The sequence below is a fragment of the Ornithinicoccus hortensis genome (genome assembly GCF_006716185.1).
GTDB classification, from domain to species: domain Bacteria; phylum Actinomycetota; class Actinomycetes; order Actinomycetales; family Dermatophilaceae; genus Ornithinicoccus; species Ornithinicoccus hortensis.
Genome location: NZ_VFOP01000001.1, coordinates 3322897 through 3344993, shown reverse-complemented (window position 1 = coordinate 3344993; position 22097 = coordinate 3322897). Strand labels below are relative to the sequence as shown.

The window sequence follows — 22097 nt, the reverse complement described above, 5'->3', positions numbered from 1 at the left end:
CCGCCGACCCGACCATCCGGCATACCCTCGCTGGACGAGACCGACCCCATACGAGACCGACCCGAACCGACCGACCCAACCGACGAACCCGACGCAGGAGTGACCCATGACCCAAGCCCAGTCCCCGATCCGGGTGGCGCTGCTCGGCGCCGGCACCGTGGGGGCAGCGGTGGCCCGGCAGCTGTATGCGCGGGGCCCGTTGCTCGCCTCCCGGGTGGGTGCGCCGCTGGAGCTCAGCGGCATCGCGGTCCGTGACCTGTCCCGCCCGCGCGACCTGCCCGGGGTGCCCGAGGCGTTGCTCACCGACCGGCCCGAGGACCTGATCGACGGCGCCGACGTGGTGGTCGAGCTGATGGGGGGCATCGAGCCGGCGCACGGCCTGCTGACCAGGGCGCTGGAGGGTGGTGCGCAGGTGGTCACCGCCAACAAGCAGCTCATCGCCCAGCGGGGAGCCGAGCTGGAGGCGCTGGCCGCCGAGCGCCGGGTCGGGCTGGACTACGAGGCCGCCGTCGCCGCCGCCGTGCCGGTGGTCCGTGTCGTCCGGGAGTCCCTGGCCGGTGACGACATCACCTGGATCGCCGGCATCCTCAACGGCTCGACCAACTTCATCCTCGACATGGTGGCCCGGCAGGGCATGTCGTTCGAGGACGCCAAGGACCGGGCGGGCGAGCTGGGGTTCCTCGAGGCCGACCCCACCGAGGACCTGGAGGGCATCGACGCCGCCGCCAAGATCGTGATCCTGGCCCGGGCCGCCTGGGGGGTCCCGGTCCGGATGGAGGACGTGCAGCGCGAGGGGATCAGCCAGTTGACCGACCACCACTTCGACACCGCGCGGGGGACCGGCCAGGTGATCAAGCTGGTCGCCACGGCGTGGCGCTCGGGGACCCCGGAGTCACCCAAGGTCGAGGTCGCCGTGCGGCCGGTCAGTCTGGCCGGCGACGACCCGCTGGCGCTGACCCGCGAGGGCGGCAACACGATCGTGATCGAGACCGCCTCGGCCGGGGCGCTGCGGTTCGCCGGTGCGGGGGCCGGGGGCGAGCCCACGGCGTCGGCGGTGCTCGGCGACGTGGTGGCGGCCGCGCGCCGGGTCGTCGCGGGACGCTCCTGATCCCTGCAGGGCCGGGGTCGGGGCGAATGTGCCCGCGGGTATCGTGAGGAGCACTGGATCCCCTGCAGAGGAGCAAGTGAATGAAGGACGTCGCCGGAGTCGCTCTCGAGGACATCGAGATCTCCGAGGAACTGATGTACATCGGGGGCGAGTGGGTCCCCGCCGAGGCCGGCGAGACGATCGAGGTGATCACCCCGATCGACCGCAACAAGGTCATCGCGACGACCCCCAGGGCCCGTGAGGCCGACGCCGACAAGGCCGTCGCCGCCGCGCGCGCGGCGTTCCCGGCCTGGGCCAACCTGACCTTCGCGGAGCGCTCCCGGGCCCTGCACAAGTGCACCGACGCCCTCGAGGAGGCCGTCGAGGAGCTGGCGCACCTGACCGCGCTGGACACCGGCAACGCGATCCGCACCCAGGCCCGCCCCGAGGCAGGCTCCCTGGTGTCCCTGTTCCGCTACATGGCCGGGATCGCCGGTGAGGTCAAGGGCACCGTGCTGCCCACCCCGGACAACCAGTTGCAGTACACCCGGCGGCAGCCGCTGGGCGTGGTCGCCGGGATCCTGCCGTGGAACTCCCCGCTGCTGATCGCCGCGTTCAAGGTGCCCGCGGCCCTGGCCGCCGGCAACACGATCGTGCTCAAGGCCGCCGAGGACGCCCCGCTGACGATCCTGAAGCTGGCCGAGATCATCGGCCCGCTGCTGCCGGCGGGCGTGCTCAACGTGGTCACCGGCCTCGGCGCCGAGATCGGTGAGGCCCTGGTCGTGCACCAGGACGTCGACAAGGTCTCCTTCACCGGGTCCAGCCTCGTCGGCCACGGGGTCGCCTCCAAGGCCGGTGCCCGCCTGGCGCACGCCTCCCTGGAGCTGGGCGGCAAGTCGCCCTCCATCGTCTACCCCGACTCCTGCACCGACGAGGTCGTCGACCAGGTGCTGGCCGCGACCAGGTTCGCCCGGCAGGGCCAGAGCTGCACGAGCGGCTCGCGGCTCTTCCTGCACGACGAGATCCACGACGAGTTCCTGGAGAAGCTGGTGGCCAAGACCGCCAAGCTCAAGGTCGGCAACCCCCGTGAGGAGGAGTCCGACATCGGCTGCATCATCAACGCCAAGCAGTACGACCGGGTGCAGGGCTACATCGACGACGGCCTCGCGCAGGAGAACGTTGCGGTCGCCTTCGACGGTCGCGAGCAGCTCACCGTCGGGGAGCCCGGCTTCTACCACGCGCCGATGATCCTGACCCAGGTCTCCAACGACTGGCGGATCGCCCAGGAGGAGATCTTCGGCCCGATCCTGTCGGTCATCCGGTGGAAGGACGAGGACGAGGTCATCAAGATGGCCAACGACACCCACTACGGGCTGGCGGCGTTCGTCTTCAGCAAGGACATCAGCGCCGCGCTGCGGGCCGCCCACCGGATCGACTCCGGCTGGGTCCAGGTCAACCAGGGTGGCGGCCAGCTCGCGGGCCAGTCGTACGGCGGCATGAAGACCAGCGGCATCGGCCGTGAGGTCTCCCTCGAGGGGATGCTCGAGGGCTTCACCCAGATCAAGCAGATCAACGTCGCCCTCTGAGGCGTTCCTCCGGGCGCAGGATTATCGGGTCACCCGATAATCCTGCGCTTCGTAGGAGAAGCTTCCCGGTCGATAGCGCCAGGTTTCGGGGTAACCCGATAATCCTGCAGCCCCTGGGAGGCCGTCCGCCGGGTCAGCGCGCGGTCCAGGCCCCGTCCACGACGATGTTCGTCCCGGTAACCGAGCTGCTGTAGGGGTTCGTGCAGTAGGCGACGGCCTCGGCGATCGCCTCGGGGGTGGCGAACTCCTTGAGGGGCTGCGCCGCCAGCATGACCTTCTCGGCCACCTCGTCCTCGCTCATGTTGTGGGCCACGGCCTGGTCCTTGACCTGGGCGGCCACCAGCGGGGTCCAGACGTAGCCGGGGTTGATGCACATGCTGGTGACGCCCTTGTTGGCGCCCTCCAGCGCGGTGACCTTGGACAGTCCCTCCAGGCCGTGCTTAGCCGCGACGTAGGCGGACTTGAACTCGCTGGCCCGCAACCCGTGGGCCGAGGAGATGTTGACGATCCGGCCGTAACCCCCGGCATACATATGCGGCAGGCACGCCCGGATGAGCAGGAACGGCGAGGTGACCATGAGGCGCTGGATCAGCTCCCACCGGTCCACCGGGAACTCGTGGATGGGGGCCACGTGCTGGATCCCGGCGTTGTTCACCAGGATGTCGAACTCGAGCGTGAGCTCGGACTGGGCGGCGACGTCGGACAGGTCCAGCTGCCAGGTCTCGCAGGGGACGCCCAGCTCGCGGACCTGCGCGGCGACCGGCTCCATCTTGTCCGCGTCGATGTCGGCGAGGGTGATGGCCGCACCGTCCTTGGCCAGCCGGAGGGCGATGGCGGTGCCCAGGCCACCACCACCGCCGGTCACCAGGGCATGACGACCGCTGAGGTGGCCGGAGGCGGTGCCGTCGTGGGCGGGGGACTGACTGTGGCTGCTCATGGGGTCACCTTAGCCACGGCCCCACGGGCGTCGAGGCGAGGGCATGGGGCGCAAGGTGGTACGGTAGGAACCGCACTCGCGCGACAGTTCGGCTGAACCCGTTTTTCGTGGTTCCCGACAGCGTGTAGTGATCATCCACCGCGAGCAATCCGTGGTGTGGACCCACGCTCTTTGGGGTTGGGTAACCACTCTGTTCGTGCTGGTGATTCGCCGGGACGGACTCCGTCCGTCCTTTACCTGTTACCCCGGGCCCGACCGATATCCGGCGGGCCCCTACGAGGGGGAAGGAATCCTTCGTGACAGACACCACCAAGACCGCTGCACCCACCAAGTCGGGCTCGCTGAGCGCGATGCGGTTGGCCGAGTTGCAGGGCCTGGCCGGATCGATGGGCATCGCTGTGAGCCCGAAGATGCGCAAGGCGGACCTTGTGCAGGCCATCAAGGAGCGCCAGGGCGGGGGCACCAACGGCGCCACCCGGTCGGCTCGCTCCGCCGGGGGCTCCGCCCCGGCCCCCGCTGGGGACCGCACCGAGCAGGACAGCGCCCCGGCGCAGGGGGAGAAGACCTCGCGACGCGCCGAGCGGCGGGCCTCCGCCCCCGCGGGGAAGCCGTCGACCGACGCCGAGCCGGCCGCGGCCGGACGTGGCGACGGCGCCGGTGGCGACTCGCGCGACCAGGGCGGCGAGCGCCGCTCCGGCCGGCAGCAGGACCGCCAGCAGAACGACCAGGGGGACGGCGCGGCCGAGAAGAAGTCCGGCAACGACCGCCAGTCGGGTAACGACCGGAACCAGGGTCAGCAGGACCGGCAGGGCGGCAACGACCGGCAGAACGACCGGCAGTCCGGCAATGACCGCAACCAGGGTCAGCAGGACCGGCAGGGCGGCAACGACCGCAACCAGGGTCAGCAGGACCGGCAGGGCGGCAACGACCGCAACCAGTCCGGCAACGACCGCAACCAGGGTGGCAACGACTACGACGACGACAACCGCGGCGGCGGTCGTCGCCGGAACCGTCAGCGCGGCCGGGACCGCAAGCGCGGGCGCAACAACCAGCGCGGGGGCGGCGACCAGTACCAGGACGAGCAGGAGAGCTACAGCGAGGACGACGTCCTCGTCGGCGTGGCCGGTGTCCTGGACGTGCTGGACAACTACGCCTTCATCCGCACCACCGGCTACCTGCCCGGACCGAGCGACGTCTACGTCCCGATGGGCATGGTCCGGAAGAACGGCCTGCGCAAGGGCGACGCGGTCACCGGTGCGATCAAGGCCAACCAGCAGGGCGAGCAGCAGCACTCCGGCGGCAACAACCGCCAGAAGTTCAACGCCCTCGTCCGCCTCGACACGGTCAACGGGCAGACCCCGGAGCAGGCTAAGGCCCGTCCGGAGTTCACCAAGCTCACCCCCCTGTACCCCCAGGACCGGCTCCGCCTGGAGACCGAGCAGAAGAACCTGACGACCCGGATCATCGACCTGGTTGCCCCGATCGGTAAGGGCCAGCGCGGCCTGATCGTCTCTCCGCCGAAGGCGGGAAAGACCCTGGTGCTGCAGTCGATCGCGAACGCGATCACCACCAATAACCCCGAGGTGCACCTGATGATCGTCCTGGTGGACGAGCGTCCGGAAGAGGTCACCGACATGCAGCGCACGGTCAAGGGTGAGGTCATCGCCTCGACCTTCGACCGGCCGGCCGACGACCACACCACGGTCGCCGAGCTGGCGATCGAGCGGGCCAAGCGTCTGGTCGAGATGGGCGGCGACGTCGTCGTGCTGCTGGACTCCATCACCCGCCTGGGCCGTGCCTACAACCTGGCCGCCCCGGCCAGCGGCCGGATCCTGTCCGGTGGTGTGGACTCCAGCGCGCTGTACCCGCCGAAGCGCTTCTTCGGTGCCGCGCGCAACATCGAGCACGGCGGGTCCCTCACGATCCTGGCGACCGCGCTCGTGGAGACCGGGTCCAAGATGGACGAGGTCATCTTCGAGGAGTTCAAGGGCACCGGCAACATGGAGCTGCGGCTGTCCCGCCAGCTCGCCGACCGCCGGATCTTCCCGGCCGTCGACGTCAACCCCTCCGGCACCCGCCGCGAGGAGATCCTGATGCCGCCGGACGAGCTGAAGATCATGTGGAAGCTGCGTCGCGTGCTCTCCGCGCTCGACGCCCAGCAGGGCATCGAGCTGCTGCTGGACCGGCTGCGCAAGACCAAGACCAACTACGAGTTCCTGGTCCAGGTGCAGCAGACCTCCTCGATCAAGTTGGACGACGAGGACTGATCGTCCAGCGCTGACGATCCTGTATGCCGTGCGGCCCGGTTCCCCAGGTGGGGGACCGGGCCACACGGCATACAGGGGACCGGGAGACAGGGGGCCGTCCGGCACAGCCCATCGCGCACAGGGCGTTGGTCGACCCCGTCAGTCGTGCCTCAGGATCCCCGAGGTCATCGTGGTGATGATCGAGTCCAGGACGACCGCCCGCGGCATGCTCCCGTCGCGCATCGACTCCCACCCGACGTAGACCAGGGACCAGAAGCACTTCACGATCCACTCCCGGGACAGGTCGCCGCGCAGGCGGTCCGAGGCGCGGTCCAGGATCCGGCTGACCGGATCCGCCGCCGGGTCGACCTCACCCCACAGCTCCTCGTGCTGGGCGAGCGTGGGCTCGTTGTAGAGATAGGTCATCGCCGGTCCGCGGTCGATGATCGCCTCGGCCACCCGGCGGAGCGCATCCACCGGGTCCCCGATGTCCGGCTCGGCCCGCTGGAAGTCGGCCTCCAACCGTTCGAGCATGTGGTGGGCCAGAGCCGCCAGCAGGTCGGCGCGGTCGGGGAAGTAGCGGTGCAGCGTCGACCGGCCGACATCGGCGGCCGTGGCGATCTCCGTCAGCGAGGCTGTGGGTCGCGTGGGCAGGATTCCCGCCGCCGCCTCGAGGATGGCCAGCCGGGTGCGGGCGCGGGTCCCGGTCTCCTTCGTGTCTGGTGCCGACGTCATGGCGGCACAATACAACGTAGGTTCGTTATGAAACACAATTGACTCTCATGAGACACAAGTGCTCCACTTAGGGAGTGAATGAACCCACCGCTGATCCGCCACCCCCGGTCCCGCTCCGGTGGGAGAACATCCGGCTGCTGCTGCAGTACGTGCGCCCGCACCGGTTGACGGTGGCCGTCGGCGTGCTGCTCGGCCTGGGGACGACGGCCACGGCGCTCGCCACACCGTTGGCCACCAAGTGGGTGCTCGACTCGGTCGGTGCCGACGTCTCGCTGGCCGGCCCGGTGGTGCTCCTGCTGGTGCTCCTGGTCATCGGGTCCATCGCGGGGATGGCCCAGTGGATCCTGCTCGGCCGGTTGGCCGAGCACATCGTGCTGGACGCCCGGACCGGCCTGGTGGGCCGCTTCGTCCGGGGCACGGTGGGGGATGTCCAACGGCGGTCGCCGGGGGAGATGGTCACCAGGGTCACCTCGGACACGGTGCTCCTGCGTGAGGCAGCGTCGTCCAGCATCGTGCAGCTGATCAACGGGATGGTCTCCCTCGTGGGCACCATCGTCCTGATGGCTGTGCTGGACCTTCCGCTACTGCTCAGCACGCTGGTCGCGATCGTGGTCATCGCCGTCCTGATGGCGGTGCTGATGCCGAAGATCGGGGAGGCGCAACGCAAGGCCCAGGAATCGGTCGGGGAGCTGGGCACCGTCCTGGAGGGGAGCCTGCGCGCCCTGCGCACGGTCAAGGCGAGCCGGGCGGAGGACCGGCAGATCGCCCGCGTCACCGGGCGGGCCGAGGACTCGGCGCGACACAGCATACGAGCAGTGTGGGTCACGGCCGTCGCCTGGACCATCTCCGGCGGCGGCATCCAGCTGGCGATCATCGCGATCCTGGGGATCGGGGCCTGGCGGGTCAACGAGGGAGGCTTGGCCGTCTCCACGCTCGTGGCGTTCCTGCTCTACGCGTTCAACATCATCGACCCGATCACCACGCTCACCCAGACCTTCACCCAGTTGCAGTCGGGAGTGGCGGCCGCGGCCCGGATCCGGGAGACCGAGGACATCGCCGTCGAGGACGTCACGACGGGCCGCACCCTCGCGGACACCGGTGCGGGGCCACATGTCCTGGAGTTGCGGGGGGTGACGCTGCAGTATGCCGGCGCCGACCGGCCCGCTGTCCGGGGCCTGGACCTGGTCGTGCCCCGGCACGGTCACACGGCGATCGTGGGGCCATCCGGCGCGGGCAAGACCTCGACGTTCTCGATGGTGCTGCGCTTCGTCGCCCCGCAGGAAGGGACGATCCTGCTCGACGGGGCACCCTTCGAGGAGCTGAGCATCGACACGGTCCGCAGCCGGATCGGCTACGTGGAACAGGAGACGCCGCTGATCGCCGGGACGGTCCGCGACAACCTCACCTTCCGGCACCCGGATGCCACCGACGAGGAGATCTGGGCGGCGTTGGACGCGGTCCGGCTGACCGGCACGGTGCAGCGCCTGCCGGACGGTCTGGACAGCCCGGTCAGCGACACCACCCTCTCCGGTGGTGAGCGCCAGCGGATAGCCCTGGCCCGCGCCGTCGTGCGCGACCCCGAGGTGCTCCTCCTGGACGAGGCCACCGCCCAGCTGGACGGGCTGACCGAGGCCGCGATCCAGGAAGTCATCCACCGGGTCGCCCGCACCGGCGCCGTGGTCACCATCGCGCACCGGCTCTCCACCGTCATCGATGCCGACCAGATCCTGCTGATGGAGGCCGGTCGGGTGCGGGCACGAGGGACGCACGCGCAGCTGCTCGCGACCGACGAGTTGTACCGCGAGCTGGTGGCGGCGCTGCGGATCTCCGGCGAGGGCACCCCCGGCGCGGTGCCCTCCGCCACGGGTGACCCCGTGCCCGGCTGACCCGGGGACGGAGGAGCCGTTGCCTTGCTGCTGCGTCACGGCATACGACCCGCTCCCGCGGTACGGTGGCCGGGCGGGGTCGACGGGGGCCCGCCGGGTTGCCGGGAGGGACGGACACCGATGGACAACGAGATGGACACCTGGCTGCAGGTGCTGCTGGCGATCACCGTCGCGGTGGTGGCGCTCGGTCTGCTGAGCCTGCTGTGGTCGGCCGGGGAACGGCTGCTGCGGCGCGGGGGCACCACCCCCGAGGAGGACGGTGCGCCCATCGTGATCCGGGGTGGTCTCGACTACCGCGACCACCACGGCCCCGTCGTCGAGCGCCGTGGGCCGGACGTGGCCGAGCGTCGATACCGGGACGCCATCGACCGGTCCAGCGGGGAGAACCCCCGCACTTGAGCCCGCCTGCGGGGGGCGCCGCTGACCCCGGCGGCCCCACGGGCGGCGCCGCACGCGGAGAGTACTGTCACCGGTAGGTGACAGGACAGGAGTAGGCGATGCGGATCGGCATACCCGAAGAGGTCAAGGATCACGAGTACCGCGTGGCGATCACTCCCACCGGCGTGCACGAGTTGGTGGACCGGGGGCACGAGGTGCTCGTCCAGGCCGGGGCCGGTGAGGGGTCGGCGGTCCCCGACGAGGACTACGCCGCGGCCGGGGCCCGGCTGGTGCCGGACGCGGAGTCGGTCTGGTCCGGTGCCGACATGGTCCTCAAGGTCAAGGAGCCGGTCGCCGAGGAGTACCCGCTGCTGCGCGAGGGGCTGGTGCTGTTCACCTACCTGCACCTGGCCGCCAATGAGCCCCTCACCCGGGAGCTGCTGGACCGCAGGGTGACCGGGATCGCCTACGAGACCGTCCAGCTGCCGTCCGGGGCGCTGCCGCTCCTGTACCCGATGTCCGAGGTCGCGGGCTGCCTGGCTCCGCAGGTCGGGGCGCACGAGCTGCTCAAGGCCCGCGGCGGCCGCGGTGTGCTGCTGGGCGGCGTGGGCGGGGTGGCCAACGCCAAGGTCGTGGTCATCGGCGCGGGGGTCTCCGGGCAGAACGCCGCGAACATCGCCCTCGGGATGGGGGCCGACGTGACGATGCTCGACACCGACCTCGACAAGCTGCGGATGTCCTTCTGGCGCTACGACAACCGGGTCCACGGCCTGGCCTCGTCACGGCTGGCGATCGAGGAACAGGTGCGGCAGGCCGACCTCGTCATCGGGGCGGTGCTGTTGCCGGGCGCGCGGACTCCCCGGTTGGTGAGCAACGACCTGGTCGCCCAGATGAGGCCCGGGTCGGTGCTGGTCGACATCTCGGTGGACCAGGGCGGCTGCTTCGAGGACACGCACCCGACGACGCACACCGACCCCACCTTCGGGGTGCACAACTCGACCTTCTACTGCGTGGCCAACATGCCCGGGGCGGTGCCGCACACCTCGACCTACGCGCTGACTAACGCCACCCTGCCGTATGCCGTGGCGTTGGCGGAGAAGGGGTGGGTCCGGGCATGCCGGGAGGACCGGTCCCTCGCCGCCGGCCTCAACACCCACGCCGGCCAGCTCGCCAACGGGCCGGTCGGCGAGGCGACCGGGATCGCGGCGGTCGGGCTGGACGAGGTGCTCGGCGACTGACCTCCTGCGGCGACCGGTCGCGCGTTCGGTGGGGGTCGGGGGCCGGCAGGTCACGCGTTCGGTGGGGGTGGGGAGCCGCCAGCTCGCGCGTTCGGTGGGGGTCGGGGACCGCCAGGTCACGCGTCTGGTCGGAATAGAGGGGGCTGGCGGCGTGTTTAGGAGCATGCTGGCCGATCTGGCAGAATAACCCCTTGGCCCACCGGTTCACGGCACCGCACCAGCGTCGCCGACCCGGGGGAACCACCATCCCGAGGAGACCCACGCATGAAGAAGAACATCCACCCGGAGTACGTCGAGACCCAGGTGACCTGCGGCTGTGGCAACACCTTCACCACCCGCAGCACGGCCACCTCCGGCAGCATCCACGCCGACGTGTGCTCCAACTGCCACCCCTTCTACACCGGCAAGCAGAAGATCCTGGACACCGGTGGCCGCGTGGCCCGCTTCCAGGAGCGCTACGGCAAGAAGGCCGCCAAGTAACGACCCGCACGCCGGTCCTGCGACAGCACGTCGCAGGGCCGGCGTTGTCGTTGCCGCAGCACCGTTACCGTCACCGACCGGGAGGTCCGCCATGTTCGAGTCCGCAGCCGCGCTGCTGGCCGAGTACGAGGAGATCGAGCGCGCGCTCGCCGACCCCTCGGTGCACGGGGACCCGACCGCGTTGCGGCGCCTCAACAAGCGGTATGCCGCGCTGGCACCGACCGTGGCCGCGCACCGGGAGTGGGAGGCCGCCCGCGACGACGCGCAGACCGCGGCGGAGCTGGCCGACGAGGACGAGGCGTTCGCCGAGGAGCTGCCCGCCCTGCAGGAGCAGGAGGCCACCGCGGCCGAGCGGTTGCGGCGGCTCCTGCTGCCCCGGGACCCCGACGACGACCGCGACGTCATCCTCGAGGTCAAGGCGGGGGAGGGTGGTGCGGAGTCCGCGCTGTTCGCCGCGGACCTGGTCCGGATGTACCTGCGCTACGCCGAGCGCCGCGGCTGGCGGACCGAGCTGCTGGACGCCACCGAGTCCGACCTCGGTGGTTACAAGGACGCCCGGGTGAGCGTGTCGGCGCCGTCGGCGGTGGGTCCGGGGCAGGCCCCGTGGGCACGGCTGAAGTACGAGGGCGGGGTGCACCGGGTGCAGCGGGTGCCGGTCACCGAGAGCCAGGGGCGCATCCACACCTCCGCCGCCGGCGTCCTGGTGATGCCGGACCTGGACGACCCGGAGGAGGTGGAGCTGGACCCGCACGACCTCAAGGTCGACGTCTTCCGTTCCTCCGGCCCGGGCGGCCAGTCGGTGAACACCACGGACTCGGCGGTCCGGATCACGCACCTGCCGACCGGCCTGGTCGTCTCCTGCCAGAACGAGAAGTCCCAGCTGCAGAACAAGGAGTCGGCGCTGCGGGTGCTCCGTGCCCGGTTGCACCAGATCGCCGTCGAGGAGGCCGAGGCCGAGGCCTCGGCCCAGCGCCGCAGCCAGGTGCGCACGGTCGACCGCAGCGAGCGGATCCGCACCTACAACTTCCCGGAGAACCGGATCGCGGACCACCGCACCGGCTACAAGTCCTACAACCTGGACCACGTGCTCGACGGGGACCTGGACGCCGTCGTGCAGTCGGCGGTCGACGCCGACGAGGCGGCCCGCCTGGCCGCGCTGGCCGACTGATGGGGGACCGGTCCGGCACGCCGATCGGGGACGGGGCCGGCACGGGACTGGGCGACCTGCTCCGGTCCGCGACCCAGACGCTGGCCGGGACGGGGGTGCCGAGCCCGCGGGCGGACGCCGAGGCACTGCTCGCCCACGCCCTCGGTATGCCGACGGCCGAGGTGCGCCGGGCGGCCCTGCTCGGGCGCGGGGTCGGGGACCGCGAGCGGGCGGCCTACGAGCAGCTGGTGGCCCAGCGCGCCGCGCGGGTGCCCTTGCAGCACCTGACCGGGGAGGCGCACTTCCGCACCCTCACCCTGCGGGTCGGCCCCGGGGTCTTCGTGCCCCGGCCGGAGACCGAGGTGCTGGTGGACCTGGCGCTCGCCGAGCTCGCCGAGCCTGCGACCTACGACCGGGCCCGACCGGTGGTCGTCGACCTGTGCACCGGTAGCGGCGCGATCGCGTTGGCCGTGGCCGCCGAGCACCCCGCAGCGAAGGTGCACGCGGTCGAACTGGAGGAGGACGCCCACGCCTGGGCGCAGGCCAACGTCACTGCCACCGGGCTGCCGGTCGACCTGCGGCTGGGCCCCGCCCAGCAGGCCTTCCCCGACCTGGTGGGCGCCGTCGACCTGGTGCTGAGCAACCCGCCCTACATCCCGCCGGGCTCGGTGCCGGTCGACCCCGAGGTGCGCGACCACGACCCGGCGGCGGCGCTCTACGGACTGGGCGAGGACGGGCTGCAGGTCCCGCTGGAGGTGGCGGCGCGCGCGGCCGAGCTGCTGGTCGGGGGCGGGGTGCTGCTGATGGAGCACGCCGACGTCCAGGGGGATGACATCGTGCAGCGGCTGCGGTCGACGGGGCACTGGGCCGCGGTGGAGGACCATCCGGACCTGACCGGACGTCCCCGCGTGGTGCGGGCGGTCCGGGCGCGCCCCTGACGTCGGGTCAGCCGGCGACGACGACCCCCGTGAGGTCCTGCAGCGCCGCGATCGCCTGCTCCGGGCTGAGCACCGCGCCGCGCAGCGCATCCATCCGGTCCCTGGTGCACGGGCCGAGGTCCGCGCCGCGCAGGTCGGCCCCGGTCAGCTCGGCGCCGGTGAGGTCGGCCAGCAACAGCACGCACCCCTCCAGCACCGCCTCCCGCAGGTCGGCCCCGGCCAGGTTGGCCTCGGTGAGCCGGGTCCCGGTGTGGGTGCGCCGGCTCAGCACGATGCCGGGCAGCTCGGCGCCGTAGGCGTTGCACCCCAGCAGCAGGCAGCCCATCCCGCGGGTGGCCCCGGCCCGGAGGCCGGCCATCCGGCAGCCGTGGAACTCGGCGTCGGTGAGCACGCACTGGTCGAGCACCGCCTCCGACAGGTCCACCTGCTCGAAGCGGGCGTCGACCAGGTCGCACCGGTGCAGCAGGGTGCCGCGGGCCGAGCCCCCGCGCAGCACCGCGCCGCCGAGCCGGGAGCCGGCCAGGTCGGCACCGTCCAGCACGCAGTCGGTGAGCACCGCCCCGTCCAGGTCGAGGTCCCGCGCCCGGACCCCGGACAGGTCGCACCGGACCAGCTCGACGGGGTCGTCCGGGGCCACCCCGTGCAGCGCGTCCAGGTCGGTGGCGGTCAGGGTCCGGTCGGTCAGCTGCGGCACGGTGCCGATCCTGCCAGGGGCAGGTGACAGACTGTCTCCCGGTCCGCCGGGCGCAGCGCGCACGGGGCAGGGCGACCGCATGAGGCGATCAGGAGGAGTGGATGGGCGAGCCGGCCGAGGCGATCCTCGACTGCACCGACCCCGCGGGGAGGGACGAGGCCCTGGCGCGCGCGGTCGAGGTGGTGCGGGCCGGACGGATCGTGGTGCTGCCCACCGACACCGTCTACGGGGTGGGTGCGGACGCCTTCGACGTGGTCGCGGTGGCGATGGTGCTGGCCGCCAAGCACCGGGGCCGGGAGATGCCGCCGCCGGTGCTCGTGCCCAGCGCCCGCACCGTCGACGGCCTGGCCACGGCCATCCCGATGTACGCCCAGATCCTGATGCGCCAGTTCTGGCCCGGCGCCTTGACCGTGGTGCTCCGGGCCCAACCGTCCCTGGTCTGGGACCTCGGTGATACCAACGGCACCGTGGCGGTGCGGATGCCCGACGACGAGGTCGCCCTGGCCCTGCTCCGTGAGGTCGGCCCCATGGCGGTGACCAGTGCCAACGTCAGCGGCAACCCGGCCGCCACGACGGCCCGGGAGGCGCTCGACCAGCTCGGCGGGTCGGTCACGGCATACCTCGACGGCGGCCCGCGCACCGGCGGCGAGGCGTCCACCATCGTGGACTGCACCGGCGAGGAGCCGGTGGTCCTGCGCCACGGCGCGATCAGCGGCGACCGGTTGCGCGAGGTGCTCGGCCCGACGACGCTGCACGATTCCCCGGAGGCGGCGGCCGGCGGTGGCGCCCACGCGGCGCCGGCCGGGGAGCAGGACGCGGTCGACGGGGAGCCCGCACCGGTCGCGGACACTGCCGCGGATCAGGGGCCCCGGCTCGTCGGCAGCGTGCGGCCCAGTGGCGTCCCGACCCCCGCCACGGCGCTGCGCACCCTGGCCGGGCCCCCGAGCCCTGGACCCGGAGGGTCTCCGGCCCCCTAGAGTGGTCGTCAGCACCACGCCGTCCGCCCGGACACCCGGTCGGGCGCCCGACAACCCCCACACCCCAGCACTGCAGGAGTAGCCATGAGCACGCCGGTCACCGCGGACACCTACTACGGCCCCAGCTTCGCCGCGCTGCTGGAGCAGGACCCGGCCATCGGCGAGATCCTGGTCAGCGAGCTGGACCGGCAGCGCACCGGCATCCAGTTGATCGCCAGCGAGAACCAGACCAGCCCGGCCGTGCTCACCGCCCTCGGATCGACGCTGTCCAACAAGTACGCCGAGGGGTACCCCGGCGCCCGCTACTACGGCGGCTGCGCCGAGGTGGACAAGGCCGAGAACCTGGCCATCGAGCGGGCCAAGGAGCTGTTCGGCGCCGACCACGCCAACGTCCAGCCGCACTCGGGGGCCAGCGCCAACCAGGCCGTGTACGGGGCGTTCACCAAGCCCGGTGACACGATCCTGGCGATGAGCCTGGACCACGGTGGCCACCTGACGCACGGCTTCAAGGTCTCCTTCTCCGGCAAGTGGTTCAACGCCGTGCACTACGGGGTGAACAAGGACACCGAGGACATCGACTACGACCAGGTCGAGGCGCTGGCCAAGGAGCACCGGCCGAAGATCATCCTGGCCGGCGGCTCGGCCATCCCGCGGCTCATCGACTTCGAGCGGTTCCGCGCCATCGCCGACGAGGTCGGCGCGATCTTCTGGGTCGACGCGGCCCACTTCATCGGCCTCGTGGCCGGCCAGGCCATCCCGTCCCCGGTGCCGCACGCCGACGTGGTCAGCTTCACCACGCACAAGGTGCTGCGCGGCCCGCGCGGCGGGGCGATCGTCTGCAAGGCCGAGCACGCCAGCAAGATCGACCGCGCGGTCTTCCCGATGATGCAGGGCGGCCCGCTGATGCACGCCGTGGCCGCCAAGGCGGTCAACTTCGCCGAGTGCGCCACGCAGGAGTACCGCGACTACGCCGCCCGGGTCATCGCCAACGCGGCCGCGCTCGCCGACCGCCTCGGTACCCACGGCATCCGCCCGATCACCGGCGGCACCGACACCCACCTCTCGCTGCACGACCTGCAGGGCGTGGGAGTCACCGGGATCGACGCCGAGAAGCGGTGCGACGCCGCGGGGATCGTGCTCAACAAGAACGCGATCCCGTTCGACCCGGAGAAGCCCAACGTGGCCTCCGGCATCCGGGTCGGCAGCCCGTCGGTCACCACCCAGGGGATGGGCACCGAGCAGATGGAGCAGATCGGGGACCTGATCGCCCGCGCGGTCACCGAGACCGACGGCACCCCGGAGCACCCGGTCGCCCGGGAGATCCGCGACTCGATCGGCGAGCTGCTCACGGCCTTCCCGGCCTACCCGGCGCCCTGAGCGGGTGCCCGACGGGTCGGTGAGCAGGACGTGGCGGGACGGGTAGCCGGTGCGTGAATACCTGATGGTGTTGCTCGTGGCCGCCATCACCACGTATGCCGCCACGAACCTGGTCCGCCGCCTTGCCCTCGCCGTCGGTGCGGTCACGCCGGTGCGGGCCCGGGACGTCCACTCGGTGCCGATCCCCCGCCTCGGGGGAGTGGCCATGTTCGTCGGCTTCGCCGCGGCGGTCCTGGTCGGCAGCCGGCTGCCCTTCCTCGGCGACCTGTTCGCCACCAGCCAGGAGATCTACGGCGTGCTCATCGGCGCGGCCGTGATCTCGCTGCTCGGGGCGATCGACGACGTGCGCGAGCTGGACTGGCTGACCAAGCTCGCCGGCCAGGTGATCGCCGCCGGCGCGATGGCCTACTTCGGGGTGCAGCTGTGGTCGCTGCCGGTCGCCGGCGTCACCGTCCTACCGGGCCCGGTGCTGGTCACCATCACCATCATCATCGTCGTGGTCTCCACCAACGCGGTGAACTTCGTGGACGGGCTGGACGGGCTCGCGGCCGGGGTGGTCTTCATCTCCGCCGGCGCCTTCTTCGCCTGGGCCTACCTGGTGAGCCGGGACTTCAACCCGCCCAACGTGTTCACCACGGCCACCTTCATCACCGCCGCCCTGATGGGCTGCTGCCTGGGCTTCCTGCCGCACAACTTCCACCCGGCCCGGCTGTTCATGGGCGATGCCGGCGCGCTGCTCCTGGGCCTGCTGCTCGCGGCGGCGACCATCTCGATGACCGGCAGCGTCGACCCCAGCTCCAGTGCCGCCACGACCTCGGCGCTGGCGGCGGTGGCCCTGCCGGTGGCCATCATGGCGCTGCCCATCCTGGACATGGGGTTGGCGGTGGTGCGGCGCACCCGGCGCGGGCAGGTGCCGTGGAAACCGGACGCGCACCACCTGCACCACCAGATGCTCAAGATCGGGCACAGCCACCGGCGGGCGGTGGCGCTGCTCTACCTGTGGGCGGCGCTGATCGCGGTCGGGGCGGTGTCCTTCGCCTTCTTCCCACCGCTCGCGACATGGGCGGTGATCGGCGTCGTACTGGTCCTCGCCGCCGTCCTCACCTGGCACCCCGGAAGCTCGAGGAGAACGCTCTGACCTGCACGTTCGACCCGAACCCCGCGCTTGTGATAGTTTTCACAAGACCCCGAACCCGCACTCGTCAACGAGAGACCTGCCTGTGACCAGTTCCCGGCCCGCCCCGTCGCTGATGGTGCGTCGCGCTGCCCTGGTCGCCGGCGCGGGGGTGCCGCTCTGCGCGGCCGTCGCGGCGGTGGTGGGGGAGCCCCGCGGGGCCTCGGCCGCCACGGCGGCACTGGGTGCGGGGTTGGCCGGAGCCGCCATGCTCGGCGGCGCCAGGGGTGTCCAGTGGCTGCTCACCCAGCCCGGCGCGCTGGTCCTGCCCGGCGGCCTGATGATCTTCTTCGTCGTCATCGTCCTGCTGCTGTCCGCGGCCATCGTGCTGCAGTCCCTGGGCTGGGTGCAGGAGACCCCGTTGGCGCTCTCCGCTCTGGCCTCGGTGCTGCTCACCCAGGCCGCGATGGTCAGCGGCTACCTGGCCGCGCGGCACCCGGTGATCACGCCGGCCCCGCCCGGCCCGGAGGGGGATCGCTGATGCGGGTCCACGGGGCGAACCACCCGGACGACCGGTCGGAGAAGCCGGGCTCGGCGGCCGACCACCAGCTGGGCGTCAGCCTGCTGTCCACCCTGCTCGCCGGACCGATCATGTTCGGCGGTATCGCCTGGTTGCTCGGCCGGTGGTGGGGTCAGCCCTGGCTGCCCGCCGTCGGCATCGCGGTCGGCATGATCCTGTCCATTTACATCATCTGGATGAGGTACGGTAAGCAATGACGTCCGTGTGTTCCCAGGTCGCCGTGGCGCCCGTTGCCCGTGGAACGTCAGTTCCCCCCTCATCGGCCCAGACACCCACTGGCCCTGCCTATCAGACAGAGGAGTTTGCGTGAGCCCCGTGACCATGGGAGCCGTCGTCGCTGCCGGTAGCGAGTTCCACGGCCCGTCCCCGGCCGACTTCTGGCAGCCACTGATCGGCTCCGGCGAGTGGGCGATCACGCGCCCGATGTTCGTCCTGGTGCTGGTGACCGGGATCCTGGCCCTCTGGCTGACCCGCGGCACCCGCAACCTCAAGCTCGTCCCGGGCACCGGCCAGTTCCTCACCGAGACCGTCTACGGCTTCGTGCGCAACGACATCGCCCGCGAGCTGATCGGCAGCAAGCACTACCACCGCTTCGTGCCGCTGCTGTTCTCGATCTTCATCTTCGTGCTGCTCAACAACCTGATGGGGATCACCCCCTTCGTGATGATGCCCCCCACGGGCGTGATCGGCGTCCCGATCGCGCTGACCCTGGTGGTCTACGTGGTCTACCACGTGACCGGCTTCAAGGAGCAGGGCTTCGTCGGCTACTTCAAGCACATGGTGCCCAGCGGCGTGCCGATGGTGATCGCCCCGGTCGTGCTGCTGCTGGAGATCTTCTCCTTCTTCGTCACCCGGCCGCTCACGCTGGCCCTGCGACTCTTCGGCAACATGTTCGCCGGCCACATGATCCTGACCCTGTTCGTCGCCGGCGGCTGGTTCCTCGTGCAGCAGGGCGTGCTGATGGCCCTGGCCGGCGCCGGCTCCTTCTTCATGGCCTTCCTGATGACCTTCTTCGAGTTGCTCATCCAGACGGTCCAGGCCTACGTCTTCACCCTCCTCGCCGCCTCCTACATCGGGGACGGCGTCGCCGAGGCACACTGATCCACCCGTCGATCCCTCGACGGTTGCCACAACTACATAACGACTGCTCCACCACATACGAGTCCGGTCACCTGGCCGGACGGACACAAGAAAGAGGACACCAATGGACTCCCTCGCTCTCGTCGGTTACGGCCTGTCCACGATCGGCCCGGCCATCGGCGTCGGTCTGATCTTCGCGGCCTACCTCAACGGGGTGGCCCGCCAGCCGGAGGCTCGTGGTCTGCTGACCCCGTTCACCATTCTCGGCTTCGCCGTCGCCGAGGCCCTGGCCATCCTGGGCTTCGTGCTCTTCTTCCTGACCGGTAACTGACCCCCCGACGGGCCCGACCCGTTCTGCGTTCGAAGGAGACAAGGTGGCGTACACCAGCATGATGCCGCTCTTGGCCGCTGCTGAGGCGGGTGAGGCCGAGGAGCGGCTGCCGATCATGCCGCACACCCCGGAACTCATCTGGGGCCTGTTGATGTTCGGCGTGATCTACTTCCTGGTCCGCAAGCTCGCGTGGCCGCGGCTGGAGAAGCTGATCACCGACCGGCAGGCCGCCATCGAGGGCGGTATGCAGCAGGCCGAGGCCGCGCAGGAAGAGGCCGAGGCCGCCCTGCGCGAGTACAAGGCCCAGTTGGCCGAGGCCCGCGACGAGGCTGCGCGGATCCGCGAGGACGCCAAGGAGCAGGGCGCCCAGATCATCGCCGAGATGCGCGAGCAGGCGCAGGTCGAGGCGAACCGGATCTCCGAGACCGCCCACAAGCAGATCGAGTCCGAGCGGCAGCAGGCCGTGGTCTCCCTGCGCAACGAGGTGGGTCAGCTGTCCACCGACCTGGCGTCCCGGATCGTGGGCGAGAGCCTGCACGACGAGACCCGCCAGCGCGGCATCGTCGACCGGTTCCTCGCCGAGCTCGAGGCCGGCAACATCACGCCCGAGTCGGTCGGCAGCGCCGCTGATGGCACCGAGGGGCAGGGTTCCTGATGCAGGGTCCCTCCCGGGGCGCACTCAGCGCCTCCCGCAAGGTGCTCACCCAGGCGCTGGCGCAGGCCGGTGACCGGGCCCAGGTGGGCGAGCAGCTGCTCGCCGTCTCGGGTGTCGTCGGCGGCAACGTCACGCTGCGCCGCGCGCTGGCCGACCCCAGCCGGGAGGGCCAGGACAAGGCCGCCGTCGCCGCCGGACTGTTCGGCGGCAAGGTCGGGGAGCCCGCCCAGAAGGTGCTGGAGGCCGCGGTCTCCCAGCGCTGGGCCGCCGAGGAGGACCTGAGCACCGCGCTCGAGTCGCTCGCCGTCGAGTGCTTCCTGGCGCACGCCGAGGGCTTCGGCCGGTTGGGACGCGTCGAGGACGAGCTGTTCCGGTTCAACCGGATCGTCGACGGCAACGACGAGCTGCGTGCGGCGCTCACCGACAAGCGCTCCAGCGCGGCGGCCCGCGCCCAGGTCGTGGAGTCCCTCCTGGCCGGCAAGTCCGCACCGGAGACGGTGCGGCTCGCCGCCCACGCGGTGTCGGCCCCCCGGGGTCGTCGCTTCGACCACGCCATCGAGGACTACCTGCAGATCGCGTCCAAGCGGCAGGAGCAGGTGACGGCCACCGTCACCACGGCCGTGCCGTTGGCCGAGGCCCAGCAGGAGCGCCTGGTGCGCAGCCTGGCCGAGCAGTACGGCCGCGCGGTGCACGTCAACGCGATCGTCGACCCCGACGTCGTCGGCGGCATCCGGGTCGAGATCGGTGACGAGGTCATCGACGGGACCGTGGTGAGCCGGCTGGAAGAAGCCCGACGCCGGCTGACCAGCTGAACCCACCGCCCCACAGCACACTTCAGGAACCTTCAGGAACACGGACTTGGCCCACCACCACCGAGGTGACCGGCCGCAGAGGAGAAGACAATGACGGAGCTCACGATCCGTCCGGAGGAGATCCGCGACGCACTGGACAAGTTCGTCCAGTCCTACGAGCCGGGCGCCGCCTCCCGCGAGGAGGTCGGGCGCGTGGTCGACGCCAGCGACGGCATCGCCCACGTCGAGGGCCTGCCCTCGGTCATGACCAACGAGCTGCTGCAGTTCGAGGACGGCACGCTGGGCCTGGCCCAGAACCTCGACGTCCACGAGGTCGGTGTCGTCGTCCTGGGCGAGTTCACCGGCCTGGAGGAGGGCCAGGAGGTCAAGCGCACCGGGGAGGTCCTCTCCGTCCCGGTCGGCGACGGCTACCTCGGCCGCGTGGTCGACCCGCTGGGCACCCCGATCGACGGGCTCGGGGAGATCACCGACCTGGAGGGTCGTCGCGCCCTGGAGCTGCAGGCCCCCACCGTGGTCCAGCGCAAGTCGGTGCACGAGCCGCTGCAGACCGGCATCAAGGCGATCGACTCGATGATCCCGATCGGCCGCGGTCAGCGCCAGCTGATCATCGGCGACCGGCAGACGGGCAAGACCACCGTCGCGATCGACACGATCCTGAACCAGAAGGCCAACTGGGAGTCCGGCGACCCGGACAAGCAGGTCCGCTGCATCTACGTCGCGATCGGCCAGAAGGGCTCGACCATCGCCTCGGTGCGCGGCACCCTGGAGGAGGCCGGCGCGCTGGAGTACACCACCATCGTGGCCGCCCCCGCGTCCGACCCGGCCGGGTTCAAGTACCTCGCCCCCTACACCGGCTCGGCCATCGGCCAGCACTGGATGTACCAGGGCAAGCACGTCCTGATCGTCTTCGACGACCTGTCCAAGCAGGCCGAGGCCTACCGCGCCGTGTCCCTGCTGCTGCGCCGCCCGCCGGGCCGCGAGGCCTACCCGGGTGACGTCTTCTACCTGCACTCGCGGTTGCTGGAGCGTTGCGCCAAGCTGTCCGACGACCTCGGCGCGGGGTCGATGACCGGTCTGCCGATCATCGAGACCAAGGCCGGCGACGTCTCGGCCTACATCCCGACCAACGTCATCTCGATCACCGACGGGCAGATCTACCTGCAGGGTGACCTGTTCAACGCCAACGTGCGGCCGGCCATCGACGTGGGTATCTCGGTGTCCCGCGTGGGTGGTGCCGCGCAGAAGAAGGCGATGAAGGAGGTCTCCGGACGCCTGAAGGTCGACCTGGCGCAGTTCCGCGAAATGGAGGCGTTCGCGATGTTCGCCTCCGACCTGGACGCGGCCTCCCGCGCCCAGCTGGAGCGCGGTGCCCGAATGGTCGAGCTGCTCAAGCAGCCGCAGTCCAGCCCGATCCCGATGGAGGAGCAGGTCGCCATCATCTGGGCCGGCACCACCGGCGAGCTGGACTCGGTGGCCACCGAGGACGTGCGCCGCTTCGAGGCCGAGTTCGTGGAGTACCTGCGCCGCGAGCAGGGCGGGATGCTCGAGGGCATCCGGGAGACCGGCAAGCTCGGCGACGACACCCGCTCGTCCCTGGAGAGCGCGATGAAGGCGTTCAAGGAGCAGTTCCGCGCCGGTGACGGCGGGAGCATCGCGCCGGGGACCGCCGAGGACGACGAGAATATCGAGTCCCTCGAGGACGAGGACGTGAACCAGGAGCAGATCAAGCGCCAGAAGCGCTGACGCCCACGGCGGCCGGGTGGTCCCGCGAAGGCGACCACCCGGCATACCGGAAGCACTGCCCCACCACCCACCGACG

22 protein-coding genes are annotated in these 22097 nt (G+C 71.1%); 19 read left to right on the top strand and 3 right to left on the bottom strand.

The genetic code is table 11. From position 1 onward, the window contains the following. The first annotated feature begins 106 nt into the window (after positions 1–106). Both FB467_RS15650 and FB467_RS15645 read left to right on the top strand, forming a co-directional pair. Positions 107–1108 carry a homoserine dehydrogenase gene (locus FB467_RS15650; RefSeq protein ID WP_141785926.1) on the top strand — a complete coding sequence of 334 codons (1002 nt, stop codon included), beginning with the start codon at positions 107–109 and terminating at the stop codon, positions 1106–1108. 80 nt (positions 1109–1188) lie between these two features. Continuing rightward, a complete protein-coding gene (locus tag FB467_RS15645) occupies positions 1189–2673 on the top strand; it encodes an aldehyde dehydrogenase family protein (protein ID WP_141785925.1) in 1485 nt (494 codons plus the stop codon). Between the two features lie 133 nt (positions 2674–2806). Here FB467_RS15645 and FB467_RS15640 read toward each other — a convergent pair whose 3' ends face one another. Then, positions 2807–3610 (bottom strand): 3-hydroxybutyrate dehydrogenase, encoded by an 804-nt coding sequence (locus FB467_RS15640; protein WP_141785924.1) that lies wholly within the window; start codon positions 3608–3610, stop codon positions 2807–2809. 296 nt (positions 3611–3906) lie between these two features. On the opposite strand from FB467_RS15640, the gene rho reads away from it, so the two are divergent. Continuing rightward, a complete protein-coding gene (gene rho / locus FB467_RS15635) occupies positions 3907–5877 on the top strand; it encodes a transcription termination factor Rho (protein ID WP_141785923.1) in 1971 nt (656 codons plus the stop codon). Positions 5878–6015: 138 nt separating this feature from the next. Here rho and FB467_RS15630 read toward each other — a convergent pair whose 3' ends face one another. Further along, positions 6016–6591 (bottom strand): TetR/AcrR family transcriptional regulator, encoded by a 576-nt coding sequence (locus tag FB467_RS15630; RefSeq protein WP_141785922.1) that lies wholly within the window; start codon positions 6589–6591, stop codon positions 6016–6018. Between the two features lie 74 nt (positions 6592–6665). Between FB467_RS15630 and FB467_RS15625 the strand changes: the two genes are divergently transcribed. The 6 genes from FB467_RS15625 to prmC all read left to right on the top strand — a co-directional run bounded on the left by FB467_RS15625 (position 6666) and on the right by prmC (position 12658). Next, positions 6666–8477, top strand: coding sequence for an ABC transporter ATP-binding protein (locus FB467_RS15625; protein WP_211350623.1), 1812 nt, complete (start codon positions 6666–6668; stop codon positions 8475–8477). Between the two features lie 120 nt (positions 8478–8597). Then, entirely contained in the window at positions 8598–8876 is a 279-nt protein-coding gene (locus FB467_RS15620) for a hypothetical protein (protein WP_141785921.1), read from the top strand. A 98-nt stretch (positions 8877–8974) separates the two neighbouring features. Further along, on the top strand, positions 8975–10093 hold the full coding sequence (gene ald / locus FB467_RS15615) for an alanine dehydrogenase (RefSeq protein WP_141785920.1): 1119 nt from the start codon (positions 8975–8977) through the stop codon (positions 10091–10093). 264 nt (positions 10094–10357) lie between these two features. After that, the gene (gene rpmE, locus FB467_RS15610) at positions 10358–10573 is read left to right on the top strand and encodes a 50S ribosomal protein L31 (protein WP_141785919.1); all 216 of its coding nucleotides are present in this window, start codon (positions 10358–10360) and stop codon (positions 10571–10573) included. A gap of 91 nt (positions 10574–10664) precedes the next feature. Continuing rightward, the gene (gene prfA / locus FB467_RS15605; RefSeq protein WP_141785918.1) at positions 10665–11741 is read left to right on the top strand and encodes a peptide chain release factor 1; all 1077 of its coding nucleotides are present in this window, start codon (positions 10665–10667) and stop codon (positions 11739–11741) included. After that, positions 11741–12658, top strand: a complete 918-nt coding sequence (prmC, locus tag FB467_RS15600) for a peptide chain release factor N(5)-glutamine methyltransferase (protein ID WP_141785917.1) — start codon at positions 11741–11743, stop codon at positions 12656–12658. Before prfA ends, prmC begins: the two co-directional genes overlap by 1 nt. Positions 12659–12665: 7 nt before the next feature. On the opposite strand, the gene FB467_RS15595 is transcribed toward prmC, so the two are convergent. Beyond that, complete coding sequence (locus FB467_RS15595; protein WP_170230781.1) at positions 12666–13352, bottom strand: pentapeptide repeat-containing protein; 687 nt, start codon at positions 13350–13352, stop codon at positions 12666–12668. Positions 13353–13453: 101 nt separating this feature from the next. On the opposite strand from FB467_RS15595, the gene FB467_RS15590 reads away from it, so the two are divergent. From FB467_RS15590 to atpA, 10 genes are all read left to right on the top strand, one after another. Continuing rightward, positions 13454–14329, top strand: coding sequence for an L-threonylcarbamoyladenylate synthase (locus FB467_RS15590; RefSeq protein ID WP_141785915.1), 876 nt, complete (start codon positions 13454–13456; stop codon positions 14327–14329). Positions 14330–14413: 84 nt separating this feature from the next. Continuing rightward, positions 14414–15706 (top strand): serine hydroxymethyltransferase, encoded by a 1293-nt coding sequence (locus FB467_RS15585; protein WP_141785914.1) that lies wholly within the window; start codon positions 14414–14416, stop codon positions 15704–15706. A 49-nt stretch (positions 15707–15755) separates the two neighbouring features. Continuing rightward, the gene (locus tag FB467_RS15580) at positions 15756–16844 is read left to right on the top strand and encodes a glycosyltransferase family 4 protein (protein WP_141785913.1); all 1089 of its coding nucleotides are present in this window, start codon (positions 15756–15758) and stop codon (positions 16842–16844) included. An 82-nt stretch (positions 16845–16926) separates the two neighbouring features. Beyond that, positions 16927–17361: a hypothetical protein gene (locus FB467_RS15575; protein WP_141785912.1), complete on the top strand. Its 435-nt coding sequence runs from the start codon at positions 16927–16929 to the stop codon at positions 17359–17361. Beyond that, entirely contained in the window at positions 17361–17597 is a 237-nt protein-coding gene (locus FB467_RS15570; RefSeq protein ID WP_141785911.1) for a hypothetical protein, read from the top strand. Before FB467_RS15575 ends, FB467_RS15570 begins: the two co-directional genes overlap by 1 nt. Before the next feature lie 109 nt (positions 17598–17706). Further along, on the top strand, positions 17707–18501 hold the full coding sequence (atpB, locus tag FB467_RS15565) for a F0F1 ATP synthase subunit A (protein WP_342354724.1): 795 nt from the start codon (positions 17707–17709) through the stop codon (positions 18499–18501). 103 nt (positions 18502–18604) lie between these two features. After that, the gene (locus FB467_RS15560) at positions 18605–18811 is read left to right on the top strand and encodes an ATP synthase F0 subunit C (protein WP_141785910.1); all 207 of its coding nucleotides are present in this window, start codon (positions 18605–18607) and stop codon (positions 18809–18811) included. A gap of 61 nt (positions 18812–18872) precedes the next feature. Then, positions 18873–19466 (top strand): F0F1 ATP synthase subunit B, encoded by a 594-nt coding sequence (locus FB467_RS15555; RefSeq protein WP_141786716.1) that lies wholly within the window; start codon positions 18873–18875, stop codon positions 19464–19466. Beyond that, positions 19466–20278: a F0F1 ATP synthase subunit delta gene (locus tag FB467_RS15550; RefSeq protein WP_141785909.1), complete on the top strand. Its 813-nt coding sequence runs from the start codon at positions 19466–19468 to the stop codon at positions 20276–20278. Before FB467_RS15555 ends, FB467_RS15550 begins: the two co-directional genes overlap by 1 nt. A 90-nt stretch (positions 20279–20368) precedes the next feature. Further along, entirely contained in the window at positions 20369–22021 is a 1653-nt protein-coding gene (atpA, locus tag FB467_RS15545; protein WP_141785908.1) for a F0F1 ATP synthase subunit alpha, read from the top strand. Positions 22022–22097 lie beyond the last annotated feature (76 nt).